This is a genomic window from Nonomuraea sp. NPDC049480 (assembly GCF_044465905.1).
Lineage (GTDB): Bacteria > Actinomycetota > Actinomycetes > Streptosporangiales > Streptosporangiaceae > Nonomuraea.
In genome coordinates this window covers 359,803-383,533 of the sequence record NZ_JBITMD010000003.1, presented here as the reverse complement: position 1 = coordinate 383,533, position 23,731 = coordinate 359,803, and the positions used below count along the sequence as shown (strand labels likewise).

The following is a 23,731-nucleotide window of genomic DNA, read 5'->3' as shown; positions in this document are numbered from 1 at the left end:
ACATGGAGGTCTGCGTGCGGCCTCGGCGGGTAGGCGTTCCAGGCACCCGAAACGAAGGAGGTCAACGTGACCTACACCGAGAAGATGCTGAACGCCTACCCGGCCCAGATCAACCTCGACCACAGGCAGCTGGCCGCCGTCATCGACGCACTCGAAGCCTGCGCCCAGGCCTGCACGGCCTGCGCCGACGCGTGCCTGTCGGAGCCCGCCGACCGGCTGCCCATGCTCAGCCGATGCATCCGTGACAACCTCGACTGCGCCGCCATCTGCTCGACCACCGCAGCCGTGCTGTCCCGGCACACCGGCTACGACGCCAACCTGTCGCGTGCACAGGTGCAGGCCGCCATCCAGGCGACCAAGACCTGCGGCGACTCCTGCGCCGAGCACAGCAGCCGGCACGAGCACTGCCGCATCTGCGCGGAGGCCTGCCGGGAAACCGAGCAGGCGCTCAACGCCCTGCTGCCTCAGCTCGAACCGACATCAGCGACCGGACCGCCCAGCCGGAGCAGGCCGCAGCAGCAGCGGTAGCGCCAGGGCCCCGGGAACAGCGGAACGGCCGGTCATGCCGAGGAGTCCGGGAAATCCGGCTCAGGCGTGACCGGCCGTTCCCACGCCCACGCCGTCTTCGCCGTGGCTCAGAAAGTGCCGGTGACCGTGTTCGAGCGGATGTCCACGGTGACTCCCGTGGCCGGGTCGAAGACCGAGGCCACAGCGAAGATCTCGTCATCTCCCAGATCCTCGTCGAGCGTGGCGCAGGCCACAGTGAACCTCGCGGAGTAGTCACCGGTGGGGGCAGTCGACAGCGGGCCCTCCCTTTCAAGCTCATCGTCATCGTCGAACGCGTCGGCGCCGAACAGCCGGACGGTGAGATTGCCCGGCTCCACCGCGGCCACGTCGGCGTGGCCCTTGACGACGACCAGGCACTTGATGCCGGTGACCGGGGTGATCACCAGCAAGGCGCTGTCGGTCGCAGCGCCGGCCACGCCGGCCGTGCCTGCGAGGAACGCGGTTGACAGGGTGCAGGCCGCGAGGAAGGCGGTCAGGGTGCGTGCATGTCGCATGACGTGCTCCATCAGCAGGGCGGGCGCCGATGCCCGCCATCGCCTACAGGGCGTTCCACGATGTTCCGAGGGGTTCCGCCCGCTCCCCCGGCGGCCTCGTCCGCGATGCCAGGCTTCGGCGGCGGTAGCGGCCTTTGCTCCGGCGGAAACGCGGACCGTGCGGCGCTCGGGGTCTCGCCTACCGGGCAGCACTTGCCATATCGGGACACGATCCCGCATCATGCCGGGTGGGCTCGACGCCGTACTGAGACGGACGAGCCCGAGGGGACCGGGGCTCCAGTGCCGAGAGGAAGGGAGCGGACCGCTACCCGGTAGCACGCCTCGAGGAGACAGCGATGCCCCATCGCCCCGAGTCCCGAGAAGCCGGTGCCGGTTCGGAGTCCCCGAACCTCGACTTCGCGGGCACGACCCCGTACGAGGACTACGTTCAGGCGGACGTCCTCACCCACCTCCAGCACCCCCTCTCCGACGACCCGGGAGAGATGGTGTTCCTGGTCACCACCCAGGTCATGGAACTGTGGTTCACCGTGATCGTCCATGAGTGGAAGACCGCCGGCCGCGCACTGCGCGAGGACCGGCTGCCCGTCGCGATGGACGCGCTCAAGCGCAGCGTGCGCGAGCTTGAGGCGCTGAACGCCTCCTGGCGGCCGCTGTCACAGCTCACCCCCGGCGAGTTCAACGCCTACCGAGCCGCACTCGGTGAGGGCTCCGGCTTCCAGTCGGCGATGTACCGGCGGATGGAGTTCCTGCTCGGCGAGAAGTCGTCGTCCATGCTGGTGCCGCACCGGGGCGCGCCGCGCGTCCACGCGGAGCTGGAGAAGGCGCTGCACCAGCCCAGCCTGTACGACGAGGTGCTGCACCTGCTCGCCCGGCGCGGGCACGCCGTACCGCGGACCGTGCTGGAAAGGGATCTGTCGCAGCGGTACGAGCCCTCGGCGGAGGTCGAGGCGGTGTGGACGGAGATCTACTCCGGCGATCGGGACGCCGACCTGGCACGGCTCGGTGAGGCGTTGACGGACGTCGGCGAGCTGGTGTGGCGCTGGCGCAACGACCATCTCGTGGCGACCCGGCGCGCGATGGGCGCCAAGACCGGAACCGGAGGCTCGGCGGGCGTGGCCTGGCTGGAGAAGCGGGCCGTGAAGAACGTGTTCCCCGAGCTGTGGACGGCGCGCAGCCATGTCTGACGCCACGCACCTCCCGAACCTTCCGGAACTTTCGAAGAAGGCGCGCAAGCTCGACGTCATGGACGGACTGCGTGCCAAGCGCGCCGAGTTCGTCCTCGACGACGACACCGTCTACCTGGACGGGAACTCGCTGGGCGCGCTGCCTGCCGCCGTGCCCGGCCGGGTGGCCGACGTGGTGGCCAGGCAGTGGGGACGGCTACGCATCAGGTCCTGGACGGAGTCCGGGTGGTGGACCGCGCCGGAAAGGATCGGTGACCGTATCGCCCCGCTGATCGGCGCGGCGCCCGGCCAGGTCGTCGTCGGCGACTCCACCAGCGTGAACGTCTTCAAGGCGCTGGTGGGCGCGGTGCGGATGTCCGCCGCGGAACGCGACGAGATCGTCGTCGACGCGACGACGTTCCCCACGGACGGCTACATCGCCGAGTCCGCCGCACGGATGACGGGCCGCCGCCTGGTCGCCGTCGACCCGTCGGAACTCCGGACCGCCCTCGGTCCACGCACTGCCGTCGCGCTGGTCAACCACGTCGACTACCGCAGCGGGCGGCTCCACGACCTGCCGGGTGTGACGGCCGCCGCGCACGCCGAAGGCGCTCTGGTGGTGTGGGACCTGTGTCACAGCGCGGGCGCGCTGCCGGTCGGGCTCGACGCGTACGGCGTCGACCTCGCGGTCGGCTGCACCTACAAGTACCTCAACGGAGGCCCCGGCTCGCCTGCCTATCTCTATGTGCGGCGGGACCTGCAGGCCCGCTTCGACTCCCCGCTGCCCGGATGGAACTCCCACCGCGACCCCTTCGGCATGTCACCGCGGTACGAGGCCGCGGACGGTGCGCCGCGGGGCCGGGTGGGCACCCCCGACATCCTCTCGATGCTCGCTCTGGAGGCGGCACTCGAGGTGTGGGACGGGGTGCCGGTCGAGGCGGTACGAGAGAAGAGCCTGGCCCTGACCGACTTCTTCCTGGAGTGCGTCGCGGCGTACGTGCCCGCCGGCCGAGTCGAGTCGATCACCCCGGCCTGGCACGGGGAGCGGGGCAGCCAGGTCGCGCTGCGCTGCGCCGACGCCGGTGAGGTGATGGGTTCGCTGATCGCCCGAGGGGTCGTCGGCGACTTCCGGCACCCGGATGTGCTGCGCTTCGGCTTCACGCCGCTGTATGTGTCGTTCGCGGACGTGGAGCGGGCGGCGCGGGTCCTGGCGGAGGTGGTTTCCTCCCGTTGACCGCCTTGCCGGTGCTTTCGGGAACGAGGCGAAGGGGAAGATCACACCGTATGGCCGGAACGGGAGCGGGAGCACGAGCGGTGTCCGCGGACGCCGCCGCACGGGATGGCGTCGAGCAGGAGTCGGCCTTCTCCCACCCCTCCGTGGAGCCGGACGTCACCGCCTCCTACGGCGAACACCCCGATCAGGTCATCGATTTCTACGCGCCCCGCATCGATCTCGATGCGACGGCGCCGCTCGTCGTCGTCCTGCACGGCGGCGCCTGGCGTGCCGCCTACGACAGGCGGCACGTCTCTCCCCTCGCGGCCTTCCTCGCGCTCCGGGCCTTCGCGGTCGCCTCGGTCGAGTACCGCCGGGGCGGCGCGGAGCCGGGCGCGGCGGGACGCTGGCCGGAGACGTTGGACGATGTGGCCGCCGCCTTCGACGCGCTGCCGGGCCTCGTGACGGACGTGCTCCCCCAGGCGGACTCGCGCCGCACGGTCGTGATCGGGCATTCGGCGGGCGGCCAGCTCGCGCTGTGGGCCGCGGCCCGCCACGTGCTGCCGGAGGAGTCGCCCTGGTGGCTCCCCGAACCGTCCGTCGAGGGAGTCGTGGCGCTCGCGCCGATCGCTGATCTCACCAAGGCGCGTGAGCTCGCCGTGTGCTCCGGCGCCGCGCTCCAGTTCCTCGGCGGGCCCGAGCGGTTCGAGGAGCGACGCCTGTCCGCCGATCCCGCGGCGCTGCTGCCCACCGGCGTCCCCACCACCCTCGTCCAGGGCCGGGCCGACATCGTCGTACCGGCCGAGGTCGCCGGATCCTTCGCGCACGCGGCCGCCGAGGCGGGCCAGACGGTACGCCTGACGCTGGTGCGCGATGCCGGCCACTTCCCGTTGATCGATCCGGCGGCGGACGCCTGCGCCGTGGTCGCAGAGGAGATCGCCCGCCTGCTGAACCACCCCTGAGCCGGGTAGCTCGAACCCGAGAGGCGCAATCATCCGGCGCCTCCGCTGCTCTTACGGATCTCACACCGGGCGCTTGCCGCCGGAATCGCCGTCGGCAAGCACCATGACCACCTGCGGCGAGCGGATCACGTTCGTGTCCGTCGACGGGGACGGGCCGCCGTCCGCATGCGCCGGAGAGGGGTTCACCCTCACCCCGAGTGGCCGCGTCAGCGGGCGAGCAGGGCACGCAGGGCCTTGGCGATGTCGGCCGGGGCCTCCTCGGCCATGAAGTGGCCGCAGGTGACGGTCTCGTGCCGCAGGTCGGGCGCCCAGGCGCCCCACAGCGCGGCCGCGTCGTAGCCGAGCGCGGCGCCCCAGTCCTGCTGCAGCACGGTGACGGGCATCCGCAGCCGGTTGCCGGCCTCTCTGTCGGCCAGGTCGTGCTCCACGTCGATGCCGGCGGAGGCGCGGTAGTCGGCGACGATCGAGGGGATCGCCTGGCGGCAGGCCTGGAGGTACGCCGCGCGGACGTCGTCCGGGATCGCCTGGGGGTCGCGGGTCCACTGGTCGAGGAAGTGGCCGAAGAAGGCGTCCGCGCTGGCGGCGATCATCTGCTCGGGCAGGCCGGGCGGCTGTGCCATCAGGTAGAGGTGGAAGGCGACGGCGGCGCCCGCGCCCCGCAGGACCTCCCACATGTCCGCGGTCGGCAGCACGTCCAGGCAGGCCAGATGGGTGACCGCCGCCGGGTGGTCGAGCCCGGCGCGGAAGGCGACCAGGGCGCCGCGGTCATGCCCGGCCAGCGCGAACCGCTCGTACCCCAGCGCGCCGGCCAGCGCCACCACGTCGGCGGCCATGGTCCGCTTGGCGTAGGTGCCGGCGCCGGCCTCGGCGGGCTTGTCGCTGGCGCCGTACCCGCGCAGGTCGGGGCAGATCACGGTGTGGTCGGCGGCCAGGTCGGCGGCGACATGCCGCCACATCAGGTGGGTCTGGGGGAAGCCGTGCAGCAGCACGATGGGGCTGCCCGTGCCCGCGACGGCCACGTTGAGCGACACGCCGTCGGCGACGGGGACGCGCCGGTACTCGAAGCCGTTGATCATGAGTTCCGCTCCTCTTGCGATGGATGATCCGGTCGGCTCCAGCGTGCCGGGCGTGAATGAGCATCCGATCAGCGCGCTACCGTGGCGGGCGGGAAGGTGGTTCGGCGGTGCGGGTCGGGTTCGGGGTGCTGGGGCCGGTGACGGCCTGGGACGAGGCCGGGGGCGTGATCGACGTCAAGGGGCCGCGGCATCGGGCGGTGCTGGCCCGGCTGATCGTCGCCCGGCGGCGTGTCGTCCCCGTCTCGCGCCTGGTCGCCGACCTGTGGGAGGACGATCCGCCGGAGGGCGCGGTGGGGGCGGTGCGGACGTTCGTCGCGGCGCTGCGCCGGGCGCTGGAGCCCGAGCGGCCGCCCCGGGCCGCGCCGCGGCTGCTGGTCACCGAGGGGCCGGGGTACGCGTTGCGCGCCGCCCCTGACGCCGTGGACGCCTGGCGCTTCGAGCGGGCGGTGGCCGCGGCGCTTCGGCCGGAGGAGGCTCTCGAGCGGCTGGAGGAGGCGCTGGGCTGGTGGCGCGGGCCCGCGTACGCCGACTTCGCCGACCAGGCGTGGGCGCGGGCGGAGCGGTCCCGGCTGGCCGAGCTGCGGTTGCACGCCGTCGAGCGGCACGCCGAGGCGCGGCTGGCCCTGGGGCTGGCGGGCGAGGCGGTGCCGGATCTGGACGCGCACGTGGCCGAGCATCCGTGGCGGGAGGACGCCTGGCGGCTGCTGGCCCTGGCGCTGTACCGCACCGGCCGGCAGGGAGACGCCCTCGCGGTGCTGCGCCGGGCGCGTGCCCTGCTGGTGGAGCATCTGGGCGTGGACCCAGGGCCGCGTCTGCGCGGTCTGGAAGCCGACATCCTTCACCACGCGCCCCATCTGGACCCGATGTCGGGTACGGCGGGTTCGGTGTGGGCGGAGGCGGCGGCCGCGTACGACCGCAGTGTGCCGTCGGGCGCGCGGGCGCGGCTGGAGTCGACGGTGAGCCTGATGCGGGACCTGGCCGTGACCGGTGGCGCCGGGCTGGAGGCGGCGCGCCGGCACCGCGTGGCGGCGATCGCGGCGGCGGAGGAGCTGGGCGATGTGGAGCTGACCGCGCGGATGATCGGGACGTACGACGTGCCGGCGATCTGGACCCGTGCGGACGATCCGGCGCAGGCGGCGCAGGTCGTCGCGGCCGCCGAACGCACCCTGGCCGCCCTCCCGCCCACCGCGCCCGAGGCGACGCGGGCGCGCCTGCTGGCCACGATCGCCCTGGAGTCACGCAGCGGGGTCCCGGAGTCGCGTCTTGGCCCCGGCGCTGGTGGCCACGCGACGCGTGGGGTCGAGGCGGCCCGGCAGGCGGAGGAGATCGCCCGGCGGCTGGACGACCCGGCGCTGCTGGCGTTCGTGCTCAACGGCGTGTTCATGCAGAGCTTCCACCGTACGGGCCTGGCCGGTCGTCGCGACGAGATCGGGACCGAACTGGTCGCGCTGTCGGCCCGCCACGGCCTGGTCACCTATGAGGTCCTCGGCCATCTCATCCGCCTGCAGGCTCGCTGTGCCCTCGCGGACTTCGCCGGCGCCGACCGGCACGCGGCCGTCGCGGAACGGCTGGCGAAGCGGCATGAGCTGCCGCTGGTGAGTGTGTTCACCGGCTGGTACCGGGCGCTACGGCTGGACGCGACCGGCCAGGCGACGCAGGACCGGACGACGCAGGACCCGGCGACGCAGGACCCGGCGACGCAGGACCCGGCGACGCAGGACCCGGCGACGCAGGACCCGGCGACGCAGGACCCGGCGACGCTCAACGAGGCGACGGCAGGCCCGGCGACGGCCGCTGAGGCCGGAACCGCCTACCGCGAGGCCGCCGCCCGCCTCGCCGGCGCCGGCATGCCGGGCCTGGAGCGCGGGCTGCTGCCGCTGGCCCTGCTGTGCATGCGGGTGCGCCGCGGCCTGCCCCCGCGCCCTGACGACCGCCGGCGCCCGCACCCCTGCCGGATCCCACCGGAGATGAACGAGAGCGACGAGGCGGACTGGGGACCGTACGAGCCGTGGGTCCGCCCCCTCCTGCTGGTCGCCGACGACCGCCGCGCGGAGGCGGCCGCGGCGCTGCGCGAGGTCCCGGACCCGCCGCACGACCTGCTGATGGAGGCGATGTGGTGCCTGGTGGCGAGGGCCGCCGTGGCCGTCGGAGACCGGGAGGCGATGCGGCGCGCCCACGACGCCCTCACCCCCGGGGCCGGGGAACTCGCGGGAGCGGGCAGCGGCCTGCTCTCCCTGGGCCCGGTCTCGGACCACCTAACGGGGCTCACCCCACATGGCTCAACCTCCTCTTGAGTTGATCTTGGAGGGTTGCGTCACCAGTCGCGGGTCGCGATCAACTCTTCCACGTCCGCGTCCGCGAACCCGTAGGCCGATGCCACAAACCAGAAGTCCTCGGCGATCACCTCGCGCGCCACGGTTTCGATCTCGCTGCCGGCCGCCTCGAACTCGGCCTCCAGCTCGTTGAATTCCTTCGTAGCCGCGTGGGCGAGGGCGTACAGCGCCGCGAGGTCCGGCGGCCGCTCAGCCTCGATCCGCTCACACAGGCGCAGCAGGATTCCCCTCCCCTTGTCGACAACGTCGTCGGGGAAGTGACCGTCCTGGTACATGCCCTTGAGGAAAGCGTGTCCCGCTATCTGCTGGTTGGTGGGAGGCACCCTTGATCTCCTGTTCTCGCCGTGATCCGGTGTGCCGATCCTGCACCACGCCACCGACAACAAGGGCCGGTTCGGGAGAGCGCGCCGCCAGGTGAGCAGCCGCGGCGCGATCCGCTCGTCCCCTGTTCCGGAGGATGAAAGGTCCGCTGGTGATGACATAGATCGACGCCCCGGCTGTCTTTCTACAGCCGGGGCGTCCACGTTTTGGGCCCCAGTGCTCCCCGACTGGGGCACGTTGAGATTACTATCCGATATCTGATTTGTATAGATTCTGCATGAACTCACCCTTGGCGGCTGCCTGTAGCGCGCTGCGCCTGTCGCCCACGTGCGCCCACCAGGCGCGCCGACGGATCTCCGCCGCAAGACGGCGGGATTCATCGTCGGCGGCCGATACTCGGCCGTGACCGACGCTGAAGTGCGAAGGGTTGGATCCGGAGAGACTGGCGCGCCGGTCGGTGCCACCGTCGACCATGTCCTTGCTGGGCCTGGTCCGCCATCTTGCCGAGGTGGAGCGGGACTGGCGCAATTGGATTCTGCCAGAAGACCCGGCACCGAAGCTGTACGGAGCACGTGACGCCGACTTCGAGGGAGCCGTTGCGGAGCAGGAGCTGGTCGACGGCGCATTCGCCGATCTCGCTCGTGAGCAGGCGGCAACCGATGCGGTGCTGGCCGCGTATCCGGATCTGGGCGTGCGGGTGGGTAAGGACGGCATCGCTGTCCGGGAGCTGTGGGTTCACCGGATCGAGGAGTACGCCCGCCACTGCGGCCACGCCGATCTGCTGCGCGAACGCATCGACGGCAGGGTAGGGCAATAGCCGGGCCAGGGTAGCCGCCGCCCGGCTGAAGGAATCAAGGCGGCTCGCATGTCCGACGCGGTGATCACCGTGTCCCCCGCTGTACAGCGACCAGACACCCACCTTTGCGCTAGGTGCGCATTGCGCTTCATTCCGTATCGTCCCCACCAGCTCCTGACCCGTGAGGAATGATCGGCATGTCCGACGATGTGGTACGGCGCGTTTTCCAGACAGTCGACTCGTTCGATCCGGACGGGATCGTGCGGTTGGCTCGACCGACCGACCGACCGACCGACCGCGACCGTGCACGGCCGCGACGTCAGTCGTTCCCGCGGGTCAGCCCCTGCGGATGGGGAGGACCACTGCCGACGGGTGTTCCGGATCGTGGAAGACCTGCTGGTCAGCGGCGCGGAGGGTGGTGGCGGTGGCGCGGGGTTCGCCCGTGCCGGGGTTGCGGTTGTAGCGGGGGAAGGCGCCGCTGGAGATCTGGACGCGGATGCGGTGCCCGCGCTTGAAGCGGTACGCGGTCGGCCACATCCTCACCTCCGCCGTGGACGTCTGGTCGGCGCCGGCGAGGCTGATCAGGCCGTCGCAGACGTTGGTCGAGCGGCCGTCGGCGTCGACGTCGCACAGACGGACGAAGACGTCGGCGAAGGGGAGGCTGGAGCGGAAGAAGATCTCGGCGCTGACGTCGCCGATGACCTCGATGTCGCCGTCCAATGCGGGAGTCGTGTAGGTGAGGACGTCGGGGCGGGCCTCGAGGGCGGCGTTGTCGACGCGGCCGGCTTTCTCGCCGAAGACCATGCGGACGCCGCCGACGGCGGGGGTGGGGTCGGCCGGGTCGTAGCGGTAGCCGTCGGGGGCTGATTCGGCGGGTGCCTCGGCGGCGAGGCCCCCGCCCGGCTGAAGGTGGAAGCGCTCGGGCTCGTACCCGGGTGGCGGCCAGGACGGGAAGTCGCGCCACTTCTCCTCGCCCATGACGAACAGGCGCACGGGGGCGCGTTCGGCCGGTTCCTCGCCCCGGGCCAGCGCCAGGCCGAAGCCGAGGGCCTCGGCGGCGGCCGTCTGCCCGACGCCCATGGAGATGTGGGCCCAGGGGCCGACGGTGAGGCGGACGGGAGAGCGTCCGGCGTCCTGAAGGGTCCGGTAGTCGCGGAGCTGGCCGGGCAGGAAGATGTCGTACCAGCCGCCGACGCTGCTCACCGGCACGGTGATGTCGGCGACCCGGTGGCGGTGGTCGAGCCCGTGCCAGAACGGCGCGTCGGCGTCGTGGACGAGGATGTTCTGGATGTAGTCGTAGCGGTGGCCGATCGCCGCGGCGTCGGCCTGGTTCAACGGGAGCGTGCGCAGGGCGCGCTGGACCTTCTTGCCGCCCAGCATCTGGCGCACCATGCCGAACGTGCGTTCCTGGCCGGCGACCTGGACGCCCCAGACGAACGGGGTCTCCAGGGAGAAGGCGTCCGAGCGGAGGAAGTCCAGAGTGAGGGCCGATTCGGAGACCGCTGGGATCATGGCTTTGACCTGGGGCGGTACGGCGTCGGCGACCGCCCACTGGACGAAGCCGAGGTAGCTGGCCCCGTACAGGATCATCGACTCGCCGAACCAGGGCTGCTTGATCACCCATTCGAGGGTGTCGAGGCCGTCCTCGCGCTCACGGCGCAGCGGGTCGAAGGGGCCGTCGGAGCCGAAGGTGCCGCGCGTGCTCTGGATGAGCACCTGGAAGCCGCGTTCGGCCAGCGGCCGGGCCATCGGGCCCGCGGTCATGCCGGCCCTGCCGTAGGGGACGCGGATGAGCGCGGTCGGCAGGCCGTCGCCGCCGGTTTTCGGGATCCAGCGGTCGGCCAGCAGGACGGCCCCGTCGCGCATCGGGACGCGCAGGTCGCGCGCGACGGTCAGGTCCCTGGTGAGGGGTGGGGGAAGGCGCAGCATGCGCTGGACGAGGTGGCTGGACAGGTTCATCGGGGGTGCTCTCCGGGTGTGGGTGCGAGGGTGGGGTGTCCGCGGGTCAACGCCGCTGAGAGGCGCAGCAGGCGGTCTGTCAGTTCCTCGGGGTCGAGGGGGTCGTCCGCGTCGATCACCCAATCGTGGACGATCGCGCCGTTTCCGCCGGTGATCAGCGCGGCGAAGTCCTGTGCCGTGGACTCGTCGAGGTCGCCGGACACCTCCCGCAGGCGCGCCGGGCTGACCAGCGAGGCGAACAGCCTGTTCATGGCACGGGTCATGGGGAAGGCGCAGGATCCGGTGAGCATCGCGCGGTAGAAGGGCCGGTGCCGGGCGAAGTGCCGGGCCATCGCCAGCACGCGCGCGCGATGCGGTGCGCCGTCGTCCCCGACCTCGGGGATGAGCTCCCGTTCGACCAGGTCGGTCGCGGCCGCGACGAGGAGCGCGTCGCGGTCCCCGAACTGCAGGTACACCAGCTGCCGGCTGACGTTCGCGGCGTCGGTGAGGTCGGCGACCGGGAGGGCGGTGGTGCCGCGCTCGGTCACGAGACGCACGGCGGCACCCATGAGGGCGGCACGGGAGCGGAGCACTCGGCGGTCTTGTCGATCCTGCATGCCTCAAATACTAGACACTTGTCAAAAAACAGACAATAGTTAAATCACTCGCTTTGCGTACTCTTGGTCAGGAGTCACCGATGTCCGTGGTCCCCGAGCCCGAGGTCCGTACCACCGCCGGCGTGGTGCGCGGCCGTATGGAGGACGGCCTGGCCGTCTTCCGCGGCATTTCGTACGCCGAGCCCCCGCTTGGCGAGGCCCGCTTCCAGGCGCCGCGGCCTGTGCGCCGCTGGGACGGCGTACGAGAGGCGTACGAGTTCGGCCCGCCCGCCCCGCAGGACACGAACATGGGCGGCCGCAGTGGCGGGGACTTCATCAAGGGCACGGGCGACGACTGGCTGACCGTCAACGTCTGGACGCCCGCCCCGGACCCGGCCGCCCTCCGCCCGGTGATGGTGTGGATCCACGGCGGCGCCTACAAGATGGGCTTCTCCGGCAGCCCCGGATACGACGCCCGGCACATCGCCCGCGACGGCGACGTGGTGTTCGTGTCGCTGAACTACCGCCTCGGCATCGAAGGCTTCGCCGGCATCGAGGGCGCGCCCGCCAACCGGGGCCTGCTCGACCAGGTCGCCGCCCTGGAGTGGGTGAGGGAGAACATCACGGCGTTCGGGGGCGACCCCGGCCAGGTGACCGTCCTCGGCGACTCGGCCGGGGCCGGATCCGTCGCCTCGCTGATGGTCATGCCGAGCGCGGCGGGCCTCTTCCGGCGGGCCGTCGGACAGAGCCTGCCCGGCACGTTCCTCTCCGACCCCCTGGCCAGGGACGTCGCGACCGCCATCGCCGCCGAGGCCGGCCTGCGCCCGGCGGCCGAGGAACTGTCCGGCATGGATCCGTGGGAACTCGCCGCGGCCGGCCAGGCGCTGTCGCCGAAGATGCGGCAGCACGAGGACCGCTGGGGCTCCTTCGCGCATACCCTCTCCCTCTTCTCTCCCGTCGTCGACGGCGAGGTGCTGCCGGTCACGCCCTGGGAAGGACTGGCACGCGGCGCGGGACGGGACGTGGAGCTGATCATCGGCCACAACCGCGACGAGTGGCGTACGTTCTTCCTCTTCGGCAACCTGTTCGGACAGGTCACCGAGGAGCAGGCGGCAGAGGCACTGCGGCACTTCGGCCCCGGCGAGGATGGCGAACGCGCCTACCGCGAAGCGTTCCCGGACGCCTCCGCCGAGGACCTGTTCGAACGCGTGCAGACCGACTGGCTGTTCCGCATGCCGACGCTGCACCTGGCCGACGCCCAGGCCTCCGGGGGCGGGCGGGCCTACCTGTACGAGCTGGCCTGGCAGTCGCCGGGCATGGGCGGACTGCTACGCGCCTGCCACGGCTTGGACGGCCCGCTGCTGTTCGGCACCTACGACGCCCATCTCGGCCCGGCGGCCATCGGAGCTGAGCACACCGCCGAGGCCCGCGTACTGACGTCCCAGATCCGCACGGCCTGGACGTCCTTCGCCGCCACGGGCGACCCGGGCTGGCCCGCGTACGACTCCGGGCAGCGCGTGACCCGGATCTTCGACACGACACCAGCAGTCACCGCGTACCCCGAGGAGAGCTCGCGCCGCCTGTGGCAGAACCACACCTTCGAGGCGATCCCCCTGCTGACCGCCTGACGCCGATCGCCTGGGCGGATTCACAGAACTCGCTCAGGAACGGATGCGGGCGGTCTCGCCGTACCGGTGCGGCTCGTCCTCGCGGTCGGGCCGGCGGGTGCTCGCAGGTACGCGATACAGCGCGGCGTCGCGAGGTTCATCGCGACTCGCCTGTAGCACTTTTCCCTCCGGCCAGATGTCGGCTCGCCAGGCGGCGATGGCCTGCTCATCTCCCCGGCCGTGGGCCCACGTGACGTGGGGTCGGCGCCGGAGAGGCGCGGCACGACATCGTGGAGCGGATCACCCTGGCCGGAGGCCCCCGGCTGCCGGTCCCGTCGGGTGAAGGTCTAGAGCGCGGAATTTAGGGCAGTTCGCCGGCTTTGGCGACTTTTGGAGAAGTCATGACCGAAGCCGAAGCCAAAGCGGTGGCACGACAGGCGGCGGACAGCCCGGCCATGGACAAGCTGGCGCGGATCGGGCTGGTTTGCCGTGGTGTGCTGTACGGGCTGATCGGGGTGCTGGCTGTGCAGATCGCGTTCGGGAGCGGCGGGCGGGAAGCCGACAAGAACGGGGCGATCAGTACGGTCGCGTCGCTGCCGTTCGGGGCCGTGATCTTATGGGTGATGGTCGTGGGGTTCGCCGCCCTGACCGTGTGGCAGGCGTCAGAGGCGATTTTCGGTGCCCACAGGCTCAAGGACCGGGTCGAGCCGGTCGGCCGGGTCGTGGTCTACACGTTCGTGTGCGCCGCGCTGCTGACCATGCTGCTGACGCACAAGACCGGCTCCGACGACCAGCGGACCCACGACCTCACGGGCAAGCTGCTCGCGTTGCCCGCGGGGCAGGTCGTCGTGGGCGCGATCGGGCTCGGTGTCATCGCGCTCGGCGTCTACTGGATGCGGTACGGCGTCAAGAAGGAGTTCCGCAAGCAGCTCAGGCCGATGCCGAGGCGGGCGGGCGCGGTGATGGACCGGCTCGGGCTCGCCGGCTACCTCGCGCGCGGGGTGATCGCCGGGCTGGCCGGCGTCTTCGTGATCCAGTCGGCCGTCACCTTCGACCCGGACAAGGCCGGGGGCATCGATGCCACGCTCAGGGCGTTGGCCGATACCCCGGCGGGGCCCTGGCTGCTGGTGGTGGTGGCCCTCGGACTGCTGCTGTTCGCCGGATACTGCTTCGGAGAGGCCCGCTGGCGGCGTACATGAGGCTGGACGACTGGTTCCTCACCGGCCCCGAACGCGGGAACGACGCGACCAGGCTCACGCCCTGGACGGAGGGCAACCTGGTGCGCCCGCTCGTGCACGGCGCCACCTACTTCGCCGAGCTCGCCGCGCGCCTGGCCGGTCTCGGCAAGGATGACCTGCTGCTGTTCGCCGACTGGCGCGGCGACCCCGACGAGCGGCTCACCCCGGACGGCCCCGGGGTGGCGGCCGCGATGGCGCGGGCGGCCGAGAAGGGAGCCCTGGTCAGAGGGCTGATCTGGCGTTCGCACCTGGACTTCTTGCGGTTCAGCTCGGCCGAGAACCGGCACCTCGGCGAGGACCTCGAGGCGGCCGGCGGGCAGGCGCTGCTCGACACCCGGGTGCGGCACGGCGGATCGCACCACCAGAAGTTCGTCGTCCTGCGCCATGACCGCGGCCCGGACAGGGACGTGGCGTTCGTCGGCGGCATCGACCTGTGCCACAGCCGCCGTGACGACGCCGGGCACCTGGGCGACCCGCAGGCGGCGCCGATGCCGGGCGTGTACGGCGAGCGCCCGCCGTGGCACGACGTCCAGGTGGCGATCAGCGGCCCGGCCGTGGCCGAGGTGGAGAAGGTCTTCTGCGAGCGCTGGGAGGACCCGGCGCCCGAGACCCGCCAGCCGCTCAGGCGGCTGCGCGACCGCATGACCCGGATGGCCGACGTGCCGCCGTTGCCGGAGCCCGGCCCACCGCCTGGGCCGGCCGGGACGCATGCCGTGCAGCTCCTGAGGACCTATCCCCACCTGCCCCGTGCCTACCCGTTCGCGCCGGAGGGCGAGCGCAGCGTGGCCAGGGCGTACCACAAGGTGCTGACGCGGGCGAGATCACTGGTCTACCTGGAGGACCAGTACCTGTGGTCCACGGAGGTGATCGAGCCGTTCGCCGAGGCGCTGGAGCGGGAGCCCGGCCTCCACATGATCATCGTGGTGCCGCGCCATCCCGACCAGGACGGCTGGCTGGCCGGCCCGGCGAGCCTGATCGGCAGGTCGGAGGCGCTGTCCAGGCTGATGCGCGCGGGCGGCGACCGGGTCGCGATCTACGATCTGGAGAACCACCGGGGCACGCCGGTGTACGTGCACGCCAAGGCCTGCGTGGTCGACGACGTGTGGGCGAGCGTCGGCTCCGACAACGTGAACCTGCGCTCGTGGACGTTCGACTCCGAACTGAGCTGCGCCGTACTCGACGCGGAGCCCGATCCGCGCCCGCCCCACGGAGCCCGCAGGTTCGCCAGGGACCTGCGGCTCACGCTCGCCGCCGAGCACCTGGACCGTGACCCCGGCGACATGGACGATCTGTGCGACCCGGAGAGCGCGTTCGAGGCGTTCGCCGAGTCGGCCGCGCGGCTCGAGGCCTGGCACGAGGGCGGCTGCCATGGGCCTCGCCCGCCGGGTCGGCTGCGCCCGCATCCGCGGCCCGGTCTCGGCCGCGTCCGCCGGACGCTCGCCATGCCGCTGTACCGGATCGTCGTGGACCCCGACGGGCGTCCCCCGGGTCTACGCCGATCGAACGAGTTCTGAGCGCTGCCGCCGCCGCTCGCGCGAGTACAGGATCGCCCGGGCGGCCATGACGACGCAACCGACGCCGAGCAGCACACCCCAGAGCACGTCGGTGAGGAAGTGCATGCCGCGGTACAGGCGCGCGAAACCGACGGCGAGCGGAGCTGCGATCCCGAACACCCAGATCACCATCTGGAGCGCTCTGTTGCGGACGTGCGTCGTCAGGACGAGCGCCATCCCGCAGTAGAACGCGACCGCGGCGCTGACGTGCCCCGACGGGAAGCTGGAGGTGGGCGGGGCCTGGTCGATGTGCTGCACGGGCGGCCGGTGCCGGCCGACGGGTCCGGTGGTGGCCAGGAAGATGAGGGACTGACTCCAGACGGCGGCGACGAGGAAGATGGATTCGCGCCAGCGCCGGTACACCAGTCTGAAGACGATCGCGGCGATCACTGTGAGGGCCACGATGTACGGGGTATCCGACAGGCTGCTGCCGAAGTCGGTAAGCGTGTTCCACAGCGAGGTCCGGTCGGCGGCCAGGCTCCGGCTCACCGACGCCTCACCGGTGGGCCAGGCGAGGATCGCCTTGCCCACGCCGTACGTCACTCCGGCCATCAGGAGCATCGGCAACAAGATCGATAACCCGTAGTACTTCACGTGGACATGTCTACTCATGGGCGGCCTTCACCAACTCGGGTTCCACTCCCTCGAGCGGCGGCGAGGCGGGCCTGCGGCCCTGGTCGCGCCGCCACGTCTCGAATGCCGCCACCATCGCGGCGACCACGGCCGCGCCCAGGACGATCCCGCCGGCCACGTCGCTCAGCCAGTGCACGCCGAGCGCGATCCTCGTGTAGCCGACCGACAGCACCAGGAGGCAGGCGACGGCCCAGGCCACCACCCGTCCCCACCGGGGCAGCATGGGGAGAACGAGGAGGACGATCACTCCGGCGCCGAGCGTCACGGTGACCGTGTGGCCCGACGGGAAGGAGTCGCCCGGCGCCAGCGCGACGGGATCCGGCAGGTGCGGCCTGGCCCGGGCTACGATGATCTTGAGCGCCAGGCCGAGCAGCCCTCCCACGGTCATGGTGACGACCGCCCAGGCGGCCAGCCTCGGCGCGCCCTTGTGCAGCAGCCAGGCGGCGTACACGATGACCGCGATGCGCCACGGCCATGGCCCGAACAGATCCGTCCACACAATGAGGAACCTGGTCACGTCGGGGTTGGCGAGCGCGTACTCGTGCAGTTCCCTGGCGACTCCCGCGTCCAGCTCGTTGAGCGGCATCTTGGCGACGACGAGCAGCAGGCTGAACGGGATCATGACGAGCGCCGCCGCGAAGCCGGCGACCGTCAGCCGCAATCCCAGTCGGACGTCGCCGTTCCCTTGGCGCACTTTTCCGATACGCATTCACGCACCGCTACCCCGGGAGAGGAAAGCGATTCCTCCGTCTGAAATCCGGCGCCCAGGGTAGTCCGGAACGCATGTCCCCCATCGTGGCCGTCGTCGCGCACCGCAAGAAGATCCTCGGCGCGGGCCTGGACAGACTGCGCGTGCTCATCACCGAAGAGGGCGTCGGCGAGCTCCTCTGGTACGAGGTGGCCAAGAGCAGGAAGGCGCCGAAGAAGGTTCGCGAGGCGCTCGATCAGGGTGCCGAGCTGGTGTTCGTCTGGGGCGGCGACGGCATGGTGCAGCGCTGCGCCGACGTGATGGCCGGCTCCGGCGTGCCGATGGCCGTGCTCCCCGCGGGGACGGGGAACCTGTTCGCCGCCAACCTCGGCATCCCCGCCGACCTCGACCAGGCGGTGCGGATCGGCTTTCGCGGGCGGCGCGAGAAGCTCGACCTGGGGCTGCTCAACGGCGAGCACTTCGCGGTGATGGCGGGGGCCGGGTTCGAGGCCGAGATGATCGCCGACGTCGGCGGGCGGGCCAAGAAGCGGTTCGGCAAGCTGAGCTACGTCAAGGCGGCCGTCAGGCAGATCGGCGGGCCGCTGGTGCCGATGAAGGTCAAGATCGACGGGACGACCTGGTTCGACGGGCGTGCGAGCTGCCTGCTGCTGGGCAATGTGAGCACGATCGCCGGCGGCGTCGAGGCCTTCGACGACGCGCGGCCGGACGACGGCTGGCTCGAGGTCGGCGTCTCCACCGCCAAGGGGCCGCTCCAATGGGCGCGGGTGATCGGCAGGATGGCCTCAGGACGCACCGACGACTCGCCGTTCGTCCGGATCACCAGGGCCAAGAAGGTGTCGGCCCGGTTCGGGGTCCCGCTGGCGTACGAGCTCGACGGCGGGGAACGCGAGCCCACCACCCGGATCAAAGCCAAGGCCGCCGCAGGCGCGCTGACGGTCTGCCTGCCGCCGGACAAGCGGCTCTGAGAACTCGCCTGCGGCCTCCTGACCCATCTGCTCGGCGGTCGCCGTGCACCAGGCGTCGGGATCGGCGTTGATGACGCGCTCGGCGGGCTTGGCGGTCTGATGGCCTGCCACGGCGAAGCGGTCGTGGCCCAGCGCCCTCATGAGGGTCACCCGACCTCCTGGCCCGTTCACAGCCCCGCAAACGTAGCGATCACGGCCTGAAGATCATTGAGTTTGAGACGATCACCGGTGACGCGGTGGCGAGCTCGGATCGCGCCCTGCGGCGTCGGCTGCCGGGCTGTCCCAGCCGGAGACGAACCATTGGACTGCTCCAGTGGCTGGATCGTACGACCGCCGTTTCATCGTGCCGATGTTGCCGCCGTAGACGTGGATCCCGATGGTGGGTTCGCTGCCGACGGCTGCGACGGCATGGACATCGTCGTCGGTGGTGCAGCAGACGGTCACCTGCCCCGGCGCCCACCGCGTTTCGCCGGCCGGCGTCAGTGGCGCGCTCGCGGTGGACGCCGTCGGCTTGAGGTACCGGATCTCGTGTTCGACTCCCGCGTAGATGCCGACGACGCCCCACGTCTCGTGCCCATGCACGTTGGTCCGCTGACCCACGTCCCAGACCACGGACGCCATCGACCAGCTGTCGTCGGGAGCGATGTAGAGCGGATACGTCACGTGACGCACAGACGATGATCGCGTGACCTCCGGCGGAAGCCGGTAACCGCCGGCCAGCAGAGCCGACAGCCGCTCGGCGACCCGCGCCGTGATCTCGTGCTCGTCGTCGGTGCTGCTCACCACGAGTCCCACGTCGTCGATGAAGGTCTGCAGGCGATCAGGCTCCATAGTGCTCTCCTCTGCGCGTGAAGTCCTCGTAATCGGTGAACAGCGACAGCTCCGCCTGTGCGCTGACGTCATGACCCGTGATGATCGCTACGTCGATCATGAGGGAGCACCTGGCAGGATCCGGTACTTGAGGTGGGTGACGCCGGGCGCCTCGACGGCCCGGACCTGCTCGAGCCGCACATCCGCGTCCCCGAGGTCGTCGAGCAGGCGAGAACCGCCACCGAGCAACACCGGAACGACGTGCAGTTCGAGCTCGTCCAGCAGTCCCGCTGCCAGGTACTGCCGAGCGACGTGGCCGCCGCCCCACAGCATGACGTCCTTGCCGCCGGCGGCCTTCTTCGCCTGCTCGAGCGCGGACTCGATTCCGTCGGTGACGAAGTGGTACGTGGTCCCTCCCTCCATCTCCACCGGATCACGCGAGTGATGGGTGAGGACGAACACGGGGTAGTGGTAGGGCGGGTTGTCACCCCACCAGCCCGTCCACTGCTCGTCGCCCCAGGCACCACCGCCGATGGGGCCGAACATGTTCCTGCCCATCACCCCGGCGCCGATGTTCTCGATCGACTGCTCGAACACCGGTGTGCTCGCGTTCACCTCGCCCCCCTGCTCGCCGTGGGCTCGGCGAAAGGCGGCCAGTGGAGCCACCCAGTCGTGGAGCCGCTCGCCACCCTCTCCGAGGGGGTTCTCCTCGCTCTGGTTCGGGCCGGCGACGAAACCGTCCAGCGAGATCGAGATGTGACATCTGAGCTTGCTCATCGTGCCTCCTCAGTCGGTTCGGCGCCACCGTCCGGCGCCGTCAAGAAATAGTCGGAGCCGGCCCGGCCGTCTCGACATCACCACGGAACCATCTCCTGAACCAGCGTGGCGTTTCGTGGTCTGGACGGACCGCAGGCCGGCCGGGGCTCTGATGAAGACGGGCCCTGGAGCCCTGCCCGCGCCCGGGTTCTCGACCGAGGCGGTTCAGACACCCGCACGGGTGAACGTCACATGCGTGACTCCGCTGGGCGAGGAGGCGGACTCGACCGCGTAGTCCTTCTCCAGGCCCTCCAGTCCGTCCCAGAGGCGTACGCCCCGGCCGAGCAGGATCGGGACCACCACGATGTGCATGTGGTCGATGAGCCCGGCAGCAAGGAAGTCGCGGATCACTGTGGGGCCACCGCCGATGCGTACGTCCTGGCCGTCCGCGGCCTTGCGGGCCGTCTCGAGCGCCTCGGCAGGCGGCGCGTCGATGAAGTGGAAGGTCGTGCCGTCCTCCATCTCGATCGACGGGCGCGGGTGATGGGTCAGGACGAAGACCGGCGTGTGGAAGGGCGGGTTGGGACCCCACGCGCCCTTCCACTGCGGGTCCTCGTGCCATCCGGGGTGGCCGACCCTCTCGTGCCGCCACCACCGGGTGGCGAACATCCAGTCGTGCAGCCTTTGGCCGGCGTGACCGAAATGTGCGTCGCGGCTCTGACCCTCACCGGTTCTCGACGGTCTCGAACACGCCGTCACCCAACGCACCCGAAACAGTGGCGATGAATGAGTTATCACAGCAGGCCCCGGACGTCCTGGCCGGAGGTGGCAGACCGGCACCACGGTCTCCCGGTGCACTGCACGACCACCAGCGCCCAAAGGCCACGGCCGCCGAACTCGCCTCACGCCGAAGACGCCGTTGTGGCCTTCTCCCCTACCGCTACCTCGGCAACCGCCGGATCTCCATCCAAGCCCCCTGCCCGTTCGTCGGGTCATTGCCCTCTTTCCCCGTAGCGACCTTCGTCGCCTTCGCGTGGGGCTTCCTGTCAAGCGTCAGCGTGAAACAGACACACTGAGCGAACGTCAAAGCCAAAGAGGACCTTGCCGCGCGTACCGATACTCGCCTCCGGAAACGCGGCGTCCAGGGGCATTGATCGGACATTTTCTGGACTCTTGGCGTCGGTTCGTCGGCGGGCTGTGTTGTGCGAGTGGCTCCGCCATGATGGCTGCGGCCAGGCTGACGAGCACGTGAGCGCGATCGTGCCAGGTCGCACCCTGTCCGTCCCGCCACAGCACGCCGAGCGCGTCGATCGTGATGTCCGTTGGTCAGCATCTCCCCCTACGCTCGCGAAAGCGCCAGGAATTTGCAAATAAAGTTCAACTGATGAAATCGTTCCCAGATCGGCTCGAACAAGCACCGGGCAAGCCTTTCGCAAAATTCACGTCAAGTACGAGCGGCTGTTTGCCACGGATTGCAGATGATCCGGTACATGACCCTCTATATACGCGATGACCAGGTACGTCTACTGGCGCTCGGCGCCCGCCATGGGGCATATTTTAGGTTTGTCGGCTTATTTCCACGTATGGTGAACCGCTCACCGGAGCCGATTCGAGGCAATCGATGATCACTCCTACATTGAGCACCTCGGCGCAACCGCGTTCCCACGGGCTGCCCGCCGAGCTGACCAGTTTCATTGGGCGCCAGCACGAAATAGCGACAATCAAGCACCTGCTGACCGACGCCCGCATGGTGACCCTCACCGGGCCGGGCGGCGTCGGCAAAACCCGGCTGGCCCTGCGCGTCGCCGCCGACCTTCGACGGACCTTCCCCGGCGGGGTCTGGCTGGTCGAACTCGCCGAACTGGACAACCCGGCACTGCTTCCTCAGGCCGTCGTCGCAGCGCTGAAGATCCAGGATCACTCCGCCCAGCCGCCCATGCAGGTGCTCGCCGAGCACCTGCGCGAGCAACGGACGCTGGTCCTCCTGGACAATTGCGAGCACGTCCTGGACGAGTCCGCCCTGATGGCCCAGGCGCTGCTGCGCTCCGCCCCGCAGCTGCACGTCCTGGCCACCAGCCGGCAGCCGCTGGGAATCAGCAGCGAGCAGGCGTTCACCGTGCCGACGCTACCGCTGCCGCCGCCGAGCCGCGGAACCCGGCATGACACGCCGGCCCCCATGTCCGACGCGGTGCGGCTCTTCGCCGAGCGGGCCGCGGCCGTCCTGCCCGATTTCACCGTCACGAACGAGAACCGGGACATCGTCGAGCGGATCTGCCGCCGGCTGGACGGCCTGCCGCTCGGCATCGAGCTCGCCGTCGTGCGGCTGCGTGCGCTCTCGGTCCACCAGCTGCTCGACCGCCTGGACGATCTCTTCCGGCTGCTCTCCTCGGGATCGAACGCCACGGAGTCCCGCCACCGGACGCTCCGCGCGCTGATCGACTGGAGTCACGAGCTCTGCACCGAGCAGGAACGCCTGCTGTGGGCACGCATCTCAGTGTTCACCGGCAGCTTGGATCTGGAGGCGGCCGAAGCGGTCTGCGCCGGGGACGGCATCGCCCGTGACGAGATCATCGACCTCGTGATCGGCCTGGTGGAGAAGTCCGTCCTGATCCGGGAGGACCATCCGTACGGGGTGCGATACCGGCTGCTGGACACGATCCGGCAGTACGGGCGGGAGCGGCTCGTCGCCTCCGGACAGGAGCAGGAGCTGAAACGCCGTTATCGCGACTACTACCGGCGGCTGTCGCGCGCGACGCAGGAGCAGCTGTTCGGCCCCGCGCAGGTCAAGCTGCTGACCCGGCTGCGGTCCGAGCATCCCAACCTGCGCACCGCCCTGGAGTACTGCCACGCCGAGCACGCCGGGCTCTGCATCGACATGGCGAGCGACCTGCTCTACCACTGGATCACCAGCAGCCACCTGGGCGAAGGACGCGACTGGCTCGAACAGGGACTCGCGCACGCCGCCGGCGGGTCCGAGGTCAGGGCCCGGGCGTTGTGGGCATGCGGCTGGCTCGCCATCATCCAGGGCGAGCCGGCCTCGGCCATCCCGCTGCTCGACGAGAGCAGGGCGCTCGGCGAGCGACTCGGGCTGAAACCGGTTCTCGGCTACGTGGCGCTCTACTCCGGAATGGTCGCCATGCACGAGGGAGACGCCGCGTCGGCCATCAGATCCTTCGAAGAGGCGGTGATCCATCATCGCGCCGGCGGAGACCCCGCGGGCGAGGTCCAGGCGCTGACCTGGCTGTCTCTCGCGCACTCGTTCCTCGGCGACTCGGAACGCTCCGTCGCCGCCGCCGAAGAGAGCATCGCCATCTGCGACGCTCATGGCGAGAGCTGGCACAAGGCGTACACGATGACGGCGCTCGGCATCGAGCTCTGGCGCCAAGGCGACACGCGGCGCGCGACCGCCATGGAGCAGGAGAGTTTGCGTGTCTTCCACGCGCTGGACGACTCGGTCGGGGTCGGCATCAATGTCGAGGTGCTGGCCTGGATCGCCGCCTCGGAGACGGAATACAAGCGGGCCGGCGAGCTTCTGGGCATCCTGGGGAACGGCTGGGAGGCGATCGGCGCGCCGCTCCTGGGATTCGGCCACCTCATCCGGTATCACGACGAATGCGAGGCTCGTACGCGTCGCGCCCTTGGCGAGCCCGCCTTCCAGGCAGCCGTCAAGCGCGGCGCCAGGCTCTCCCATGACCAGGCGCTCGCCCATGCCCTCATGGAGGAAGCGCCGTCGCCTGGCCGATCCAGTGAGGCGGGCCAGGGCTCACCCCTCACCCCGCGGGAGACGGAGATCGCTCAGCTCATCGCCCGGGGAATGAGCAGCAAGGAGATCGCGGCGACGCTGGTGATCGCTCAGCGCACCGCCGAGAGCCACACCGAGCACATCCTGCGCAAACTCGGCTTCCACTGCAGGGCCCAGATCGCCGGCTGGGTCGCTCAGCGGGCCCACCTCTCCGGCGAGGAACCTCCCGGCGGCGAGTGACCGTACCCGCGAACGACAC

The 23,731-nt window shown here is 70.7% G+C and carries 21 protein-coding genes; 11 read left to right on the top strand and 10 right to left on the bottom strand.

The genetic code is table 11. From position 1 onward, the window contains the following. Nucleotides 1-66: 66 nt before the first annotated feature. Nucleotides 67-528, top strand: a complete 462-nt coding sequence (locus ACIBX3_RS11515) for a four-helix bundle copper-binding protein (RefSeq protein ID WP_397115707.1) — start codon at nucleotides 67-69, stop codon at nucleotides 526-528. A 107-nt stretch (nucleotides 529-635) separates the two neighbouring features. Here ACIBX3_RS11515 and ACIBX3_RS11510 read toward each other — a convergent pair whose 3' ends face one another. Next, the gene (locus ACIBX3_RS11510; protein WP_397115705.1) at nucleotides 636-1,061 is read right to left on the bottom strand and encodes a hypothetical protein; all 426 of its coding nucleotides are present in this window, start codon (nucleotides 1,059-1,061) and stop codon (nucleotides 636-638) included. A gap of 335 nt (nucleotides 1,062-1,396) precedes the next feature. On the opposite strand from ACIBX3_RS11510, the gene ACIBX3_RS11505 reads away from it, so the two are divergent. From ACIBX3_RS11505 to ACIBX3_RS11495, 3 genes are all read left to right on the top strand, one after another. After that, a complete protein-coding gene (locus tag ACIBX3_RS11505) occupies nucleotides 1,397-2,245 on the top strand; it encodes a tryptophan 2,3-dioxygenase family protein (RefSeq protein ID WP_397115703.1) in 849 nt (282 codons plus the stop codon). Continuing rightward, nucleotides 2,238-3,458 carry a kynureninase gene (kynU, locus tag ACIBX3_RS11500; RefSeq protein ID WP_397115701.1) on the top strand — a complete coding sequence of 407 codons (1,221 nt, stop codon included), beginning with the start codon at nucleotides 2,238-2,240 and terminating at the stop codon, nucleotides 3,456-3,458. The genes ACIBX3_RS11505 and kynU overlap by 8 nt, the downstream gene beginning before the upstream one ends. A gap of 80 nt (nucleotides 3,459-3,538) precedes the next feature. Beyond that, nucleotides 3,539-4,399 carry an alpha/beta hydrolase gene (locus tag ACIBX3_RS11495; protein WP_397115699.1) on the top strand — a complete coding sequence of 287 codons (861 nt, stop codon included), beginning with the start codon at nucleotides 3,539-3,541 and terminating at the stop codon, nucleotides 4,397-4,399. Nucleotides 4,400-4,605: 206 nt separating this feature from the next. Here the strand turns inward: ACIBX3_RS11495 and ACIBX3_RS11490 are convergent, their stop codons facing one another. After that, nucleotides 4,606-5,475 carry an alpha/beta fold hydrolase gene (locus ACIBX3_RS11490; protein WP_397115697.1) on the bottom strand — a complete coding sequence of 290 codons (870 nt, stop codon included), beginning with the start codon at nucleotides 5,473-5,475 and terminating at the stop codon, nucleotides 4,606-4,608. A gap of 107 nt (nucleotides 5,476-5,582) precedes the next feature. Between ACIBX3_RS11490 and ACIBX3_RS11485 the strand changes: the two genes are divergently transcribed. After that, on the top strand, nucleotides 5,583-7,769 hold the full coding sequence (locus ACIBX3_RS11485; RefSeq protein ID WP_397115695.1) for a BTAD domain-containing putative transcriptional regulator: 2,187 nt from the start codon (nucleotides 5,583-5,585) through the stop codon (nucleotides 7,767-7,769). Nucleotides 7,770-7,789: 20 nt separating this feature from the next. On the opposite strand, the gene ACIBX3_RS11480 is transcribed toward ACIBX3_RS11485, so the two are convergent. Beyond that, nucleotides 7,790-8,131 carry a DUF5713 family protein gene (locus tag ACIBX3_RS11480; protein WP_397115693.1) on the bottom strand — a complete coding sequence of 114 codons (342 nt, stop codon included), beginning with the start codon at nucleotides 8,129-8,131 and terminating at the stop codon, nucleotides 7,790-7,792. Between the two features lie 425 nt (nucleotides 8,132-8,556). Here ACIBX3_RS11480 and ACIBX3_RS11475 point away from each other — a divergent pair, with 425 nt between their 5' ends. Further along, nucleotides 8,557-8,946: a DUF664 domain-containing protein gene (locus tag ACIBX3_RS11475; RefSeq protein ID WP_397115691.1), complete on the top strand. Its 390-nt coding sequence runs from the start codon at nucleotides 8,557-8,559 to the stop codon at nucleotides 8,944-8,946. A 315-nt stretch (nucleotides 8,947-9,261) separates the two neighbouring features. Here ACIBX3_RS11475 and ACIBX3_RS11470 read toward each other — a convergent pair whose 3' ends face one another. Then, nucleotides 9,262-10,884 (bottom strand): CocE/NonD family hydrolase, encoded by a 1,623-nt coding sequence (locus ACIBX3_RS11470; protein ID WP_397115689.1) that lies wholly within the window; start codon nucleotides 10,882-10,884, stop codon nucleotides 9,262-9,264. After that, nucleotides 10,881-11,480 (bottom strand): TetR/AcrR family transcriptional regulator, encoded by a 600-nt coding sequence (locus tag ACIBX3_RS11465; RefSeq protein ID WP_397115687.1) that lies wholly within the window; start codon nucleotides 11,478-11,480, stop codon nucleotides 10,881-10,883. The genes ACIBX3_RS11470 and ACIBX3_RS11465 overlap by 4 nt, the downstream gene beginning before the upstream one ends. Nucleotides 11,481-11,560: 80 nt before the next feature. Here ACIBX3_RS11465 and ACIBX3_RS11460 point away from each other — a divergent pair, with 80 nt between their 5' ends. From ACIBX3_RS11460 to ACIBX3_RS11450, 3 genes are all read left to right on the top strand, one after another. Beyond that, on the top strand, nucleotides 11,561-13,087 hold the full coding sequence (locus tag ACIBX3_RS11460) for a carboxylesterase/lipase family protein (protein WP_397115685.1): 1,527 nt from the start codon (nucleotides 11,561-11,563) through the stop codon (nucleotides 13,085-13,087). Nucleotides 13,088-13,467: 380 nt separating this feature from the next. Continuing rightward, nucleotides 13,468-14,265: a DUF1206 domain-containing protein gene (locus tag ACIBX3_RS11455; RefSeq protein ID WP_397115683.1), complete on the top strand. Its 798-nt coding sequence runs from the start codon at nucleotides 13,468-13,470 to the stop codon at nucleotides 14,263-14,265. Then, nucleotides 14,262-15,818: a phospholipase D family protein gene (locus tag ACIBX3_RS11450; RefSeq protein ID WP_397115681.1), complete on the top strand. Its 1,557-nt coding sequence runs from the start codon at nucleotides 14,262-14,264 to the stop codon at nucleotides 15,816-15,818. Before ACIBX3_RS11455 ends, ACIBX3_RS11450 begins: the two co-directional genes overlap by 4 nt. Here the strand turns inward: ACIBX3_RS11450 and ACIBX3_RS11445 are convergent. Next, the gene (locus ACIBX3_RS11445; protein ID WP_397115679.1) at nucleotides 15,795-16,469 is read right to left on the bottom strand and encodes a phosphatase PAP2 family protein; all 675 of its coding nucleotides are present in this window, start codon (nucleotides 16,467-16,469) and stop codon (nucleotides 15,795-15,797) included. The genes ACIBX3_RS11450 and ACIBX3_RS11445 overlap by 24 nt on opposite strands. Beyond that, a complete protein-coding gene (locus ACIBX3_RS11440; RefSeq protein WP_397115677.1) occupies nucleotides 16,462-17,199 on the bottom strand; it encodes a phosphatase PAP2 family protein in 738 nt (245 codons plus the stop codon). The genes ACIBX3_RS11445 and ACIBX3_RS11440 overlap by 8 nt, the downstream gene beginning before the upstream one ends. A gap of 74 nt (nucleotides 17,200-17,273) precedes the next feature. Here ACIBX3_RS11440 and ACIBX3_RS11435 point away from each other — a divergent pair, with 74 nt between their 5' ends. Then, the gene (locus ACIBX3_RS11435) at nucleotides 17,274-18,164 is read left to right on the top strand and encodes a diacylglycerol/lipid kinase family protein (protein WP_397115675.1); all 891 of its coding nucleotides are present in this window, start codon (nucleotides 17,274-17,276) and stop codon (nucleotides 18,162-18,164) included. A 222-nt stretch (nucleotides 18,165-18,386) separates the two neighbouring features. On the opposite strand, the gene ACIBX3_RS11430 is transcribed toward ACIBX3_RS11435, so the two are convergent. The 3 genes from ACIBX3_RS11430 to ACIBX3_RS11420 all read right to left on the bottom strand — a co-directional run bounded on the left by ACIBX3_RS11430 (nucleotide 18,387) and on the right by ACIBX3_RS11420 (nucleotide 20,399). Further along, nucleotides 18,387-18,995, bottom strand: coding sequence for a hypothetical protein (locus ACIBX3_RS11430; RefSeq protein ID WP_397115673.1), 609 nt, complete (start codon nucleotides 18,993-18,995; stop codon nucleotides 18,387-18,389). Between the two features lie 96 nt (nucleotides 18,996-19,091). Beyond that, nucleotides 19,092-19,751, bottom strand: a complete 660-nt coding sequence (locus tag ACIBX3_RS11425; RefSeq protein ID WP_397115671.1) for a dihydrofolate reductase family protein — start codon at nucleotides 19,749-19,751, stop codon at nucleotides 19,092-19,094. A gap of 204 nt (nucleotides 19,752-19,955) precedes the next feature. Then, nucleotides 19,956-20,399 carry a dihydrofolate reductase family protein gene (locus ACIBX3_RS11420; protein ID WP_397115669.1) on the bottom strand — a complete coding sequence of 148 codons (444 nt, stop codon included), beginning with the start codon at nucleotides 20,397-20,399 and terminating at the stop codon, nucleotides 19,956-19,958. A gap of 952 nt (nucleotides 20,400-21,351) precedes the next feature. Between ACIBX3_RS11420 and ACIBX3_RS11415 the strand changes: the two genes are divergently transcribed. Next, complete coding sequence (locus ACIBX3_RS11415) at nucleotides 21,352-23,712, top strand: ATP-binding protein (RefSeq protein ID WP_397115667.1); 2,361 nt, start codon at nucleotides 21,352-21,354, stop codon at nucleotides 23,710-23,712. Nucleotides 23,713-23,731 lie beyond the last annotated feature (19 nt).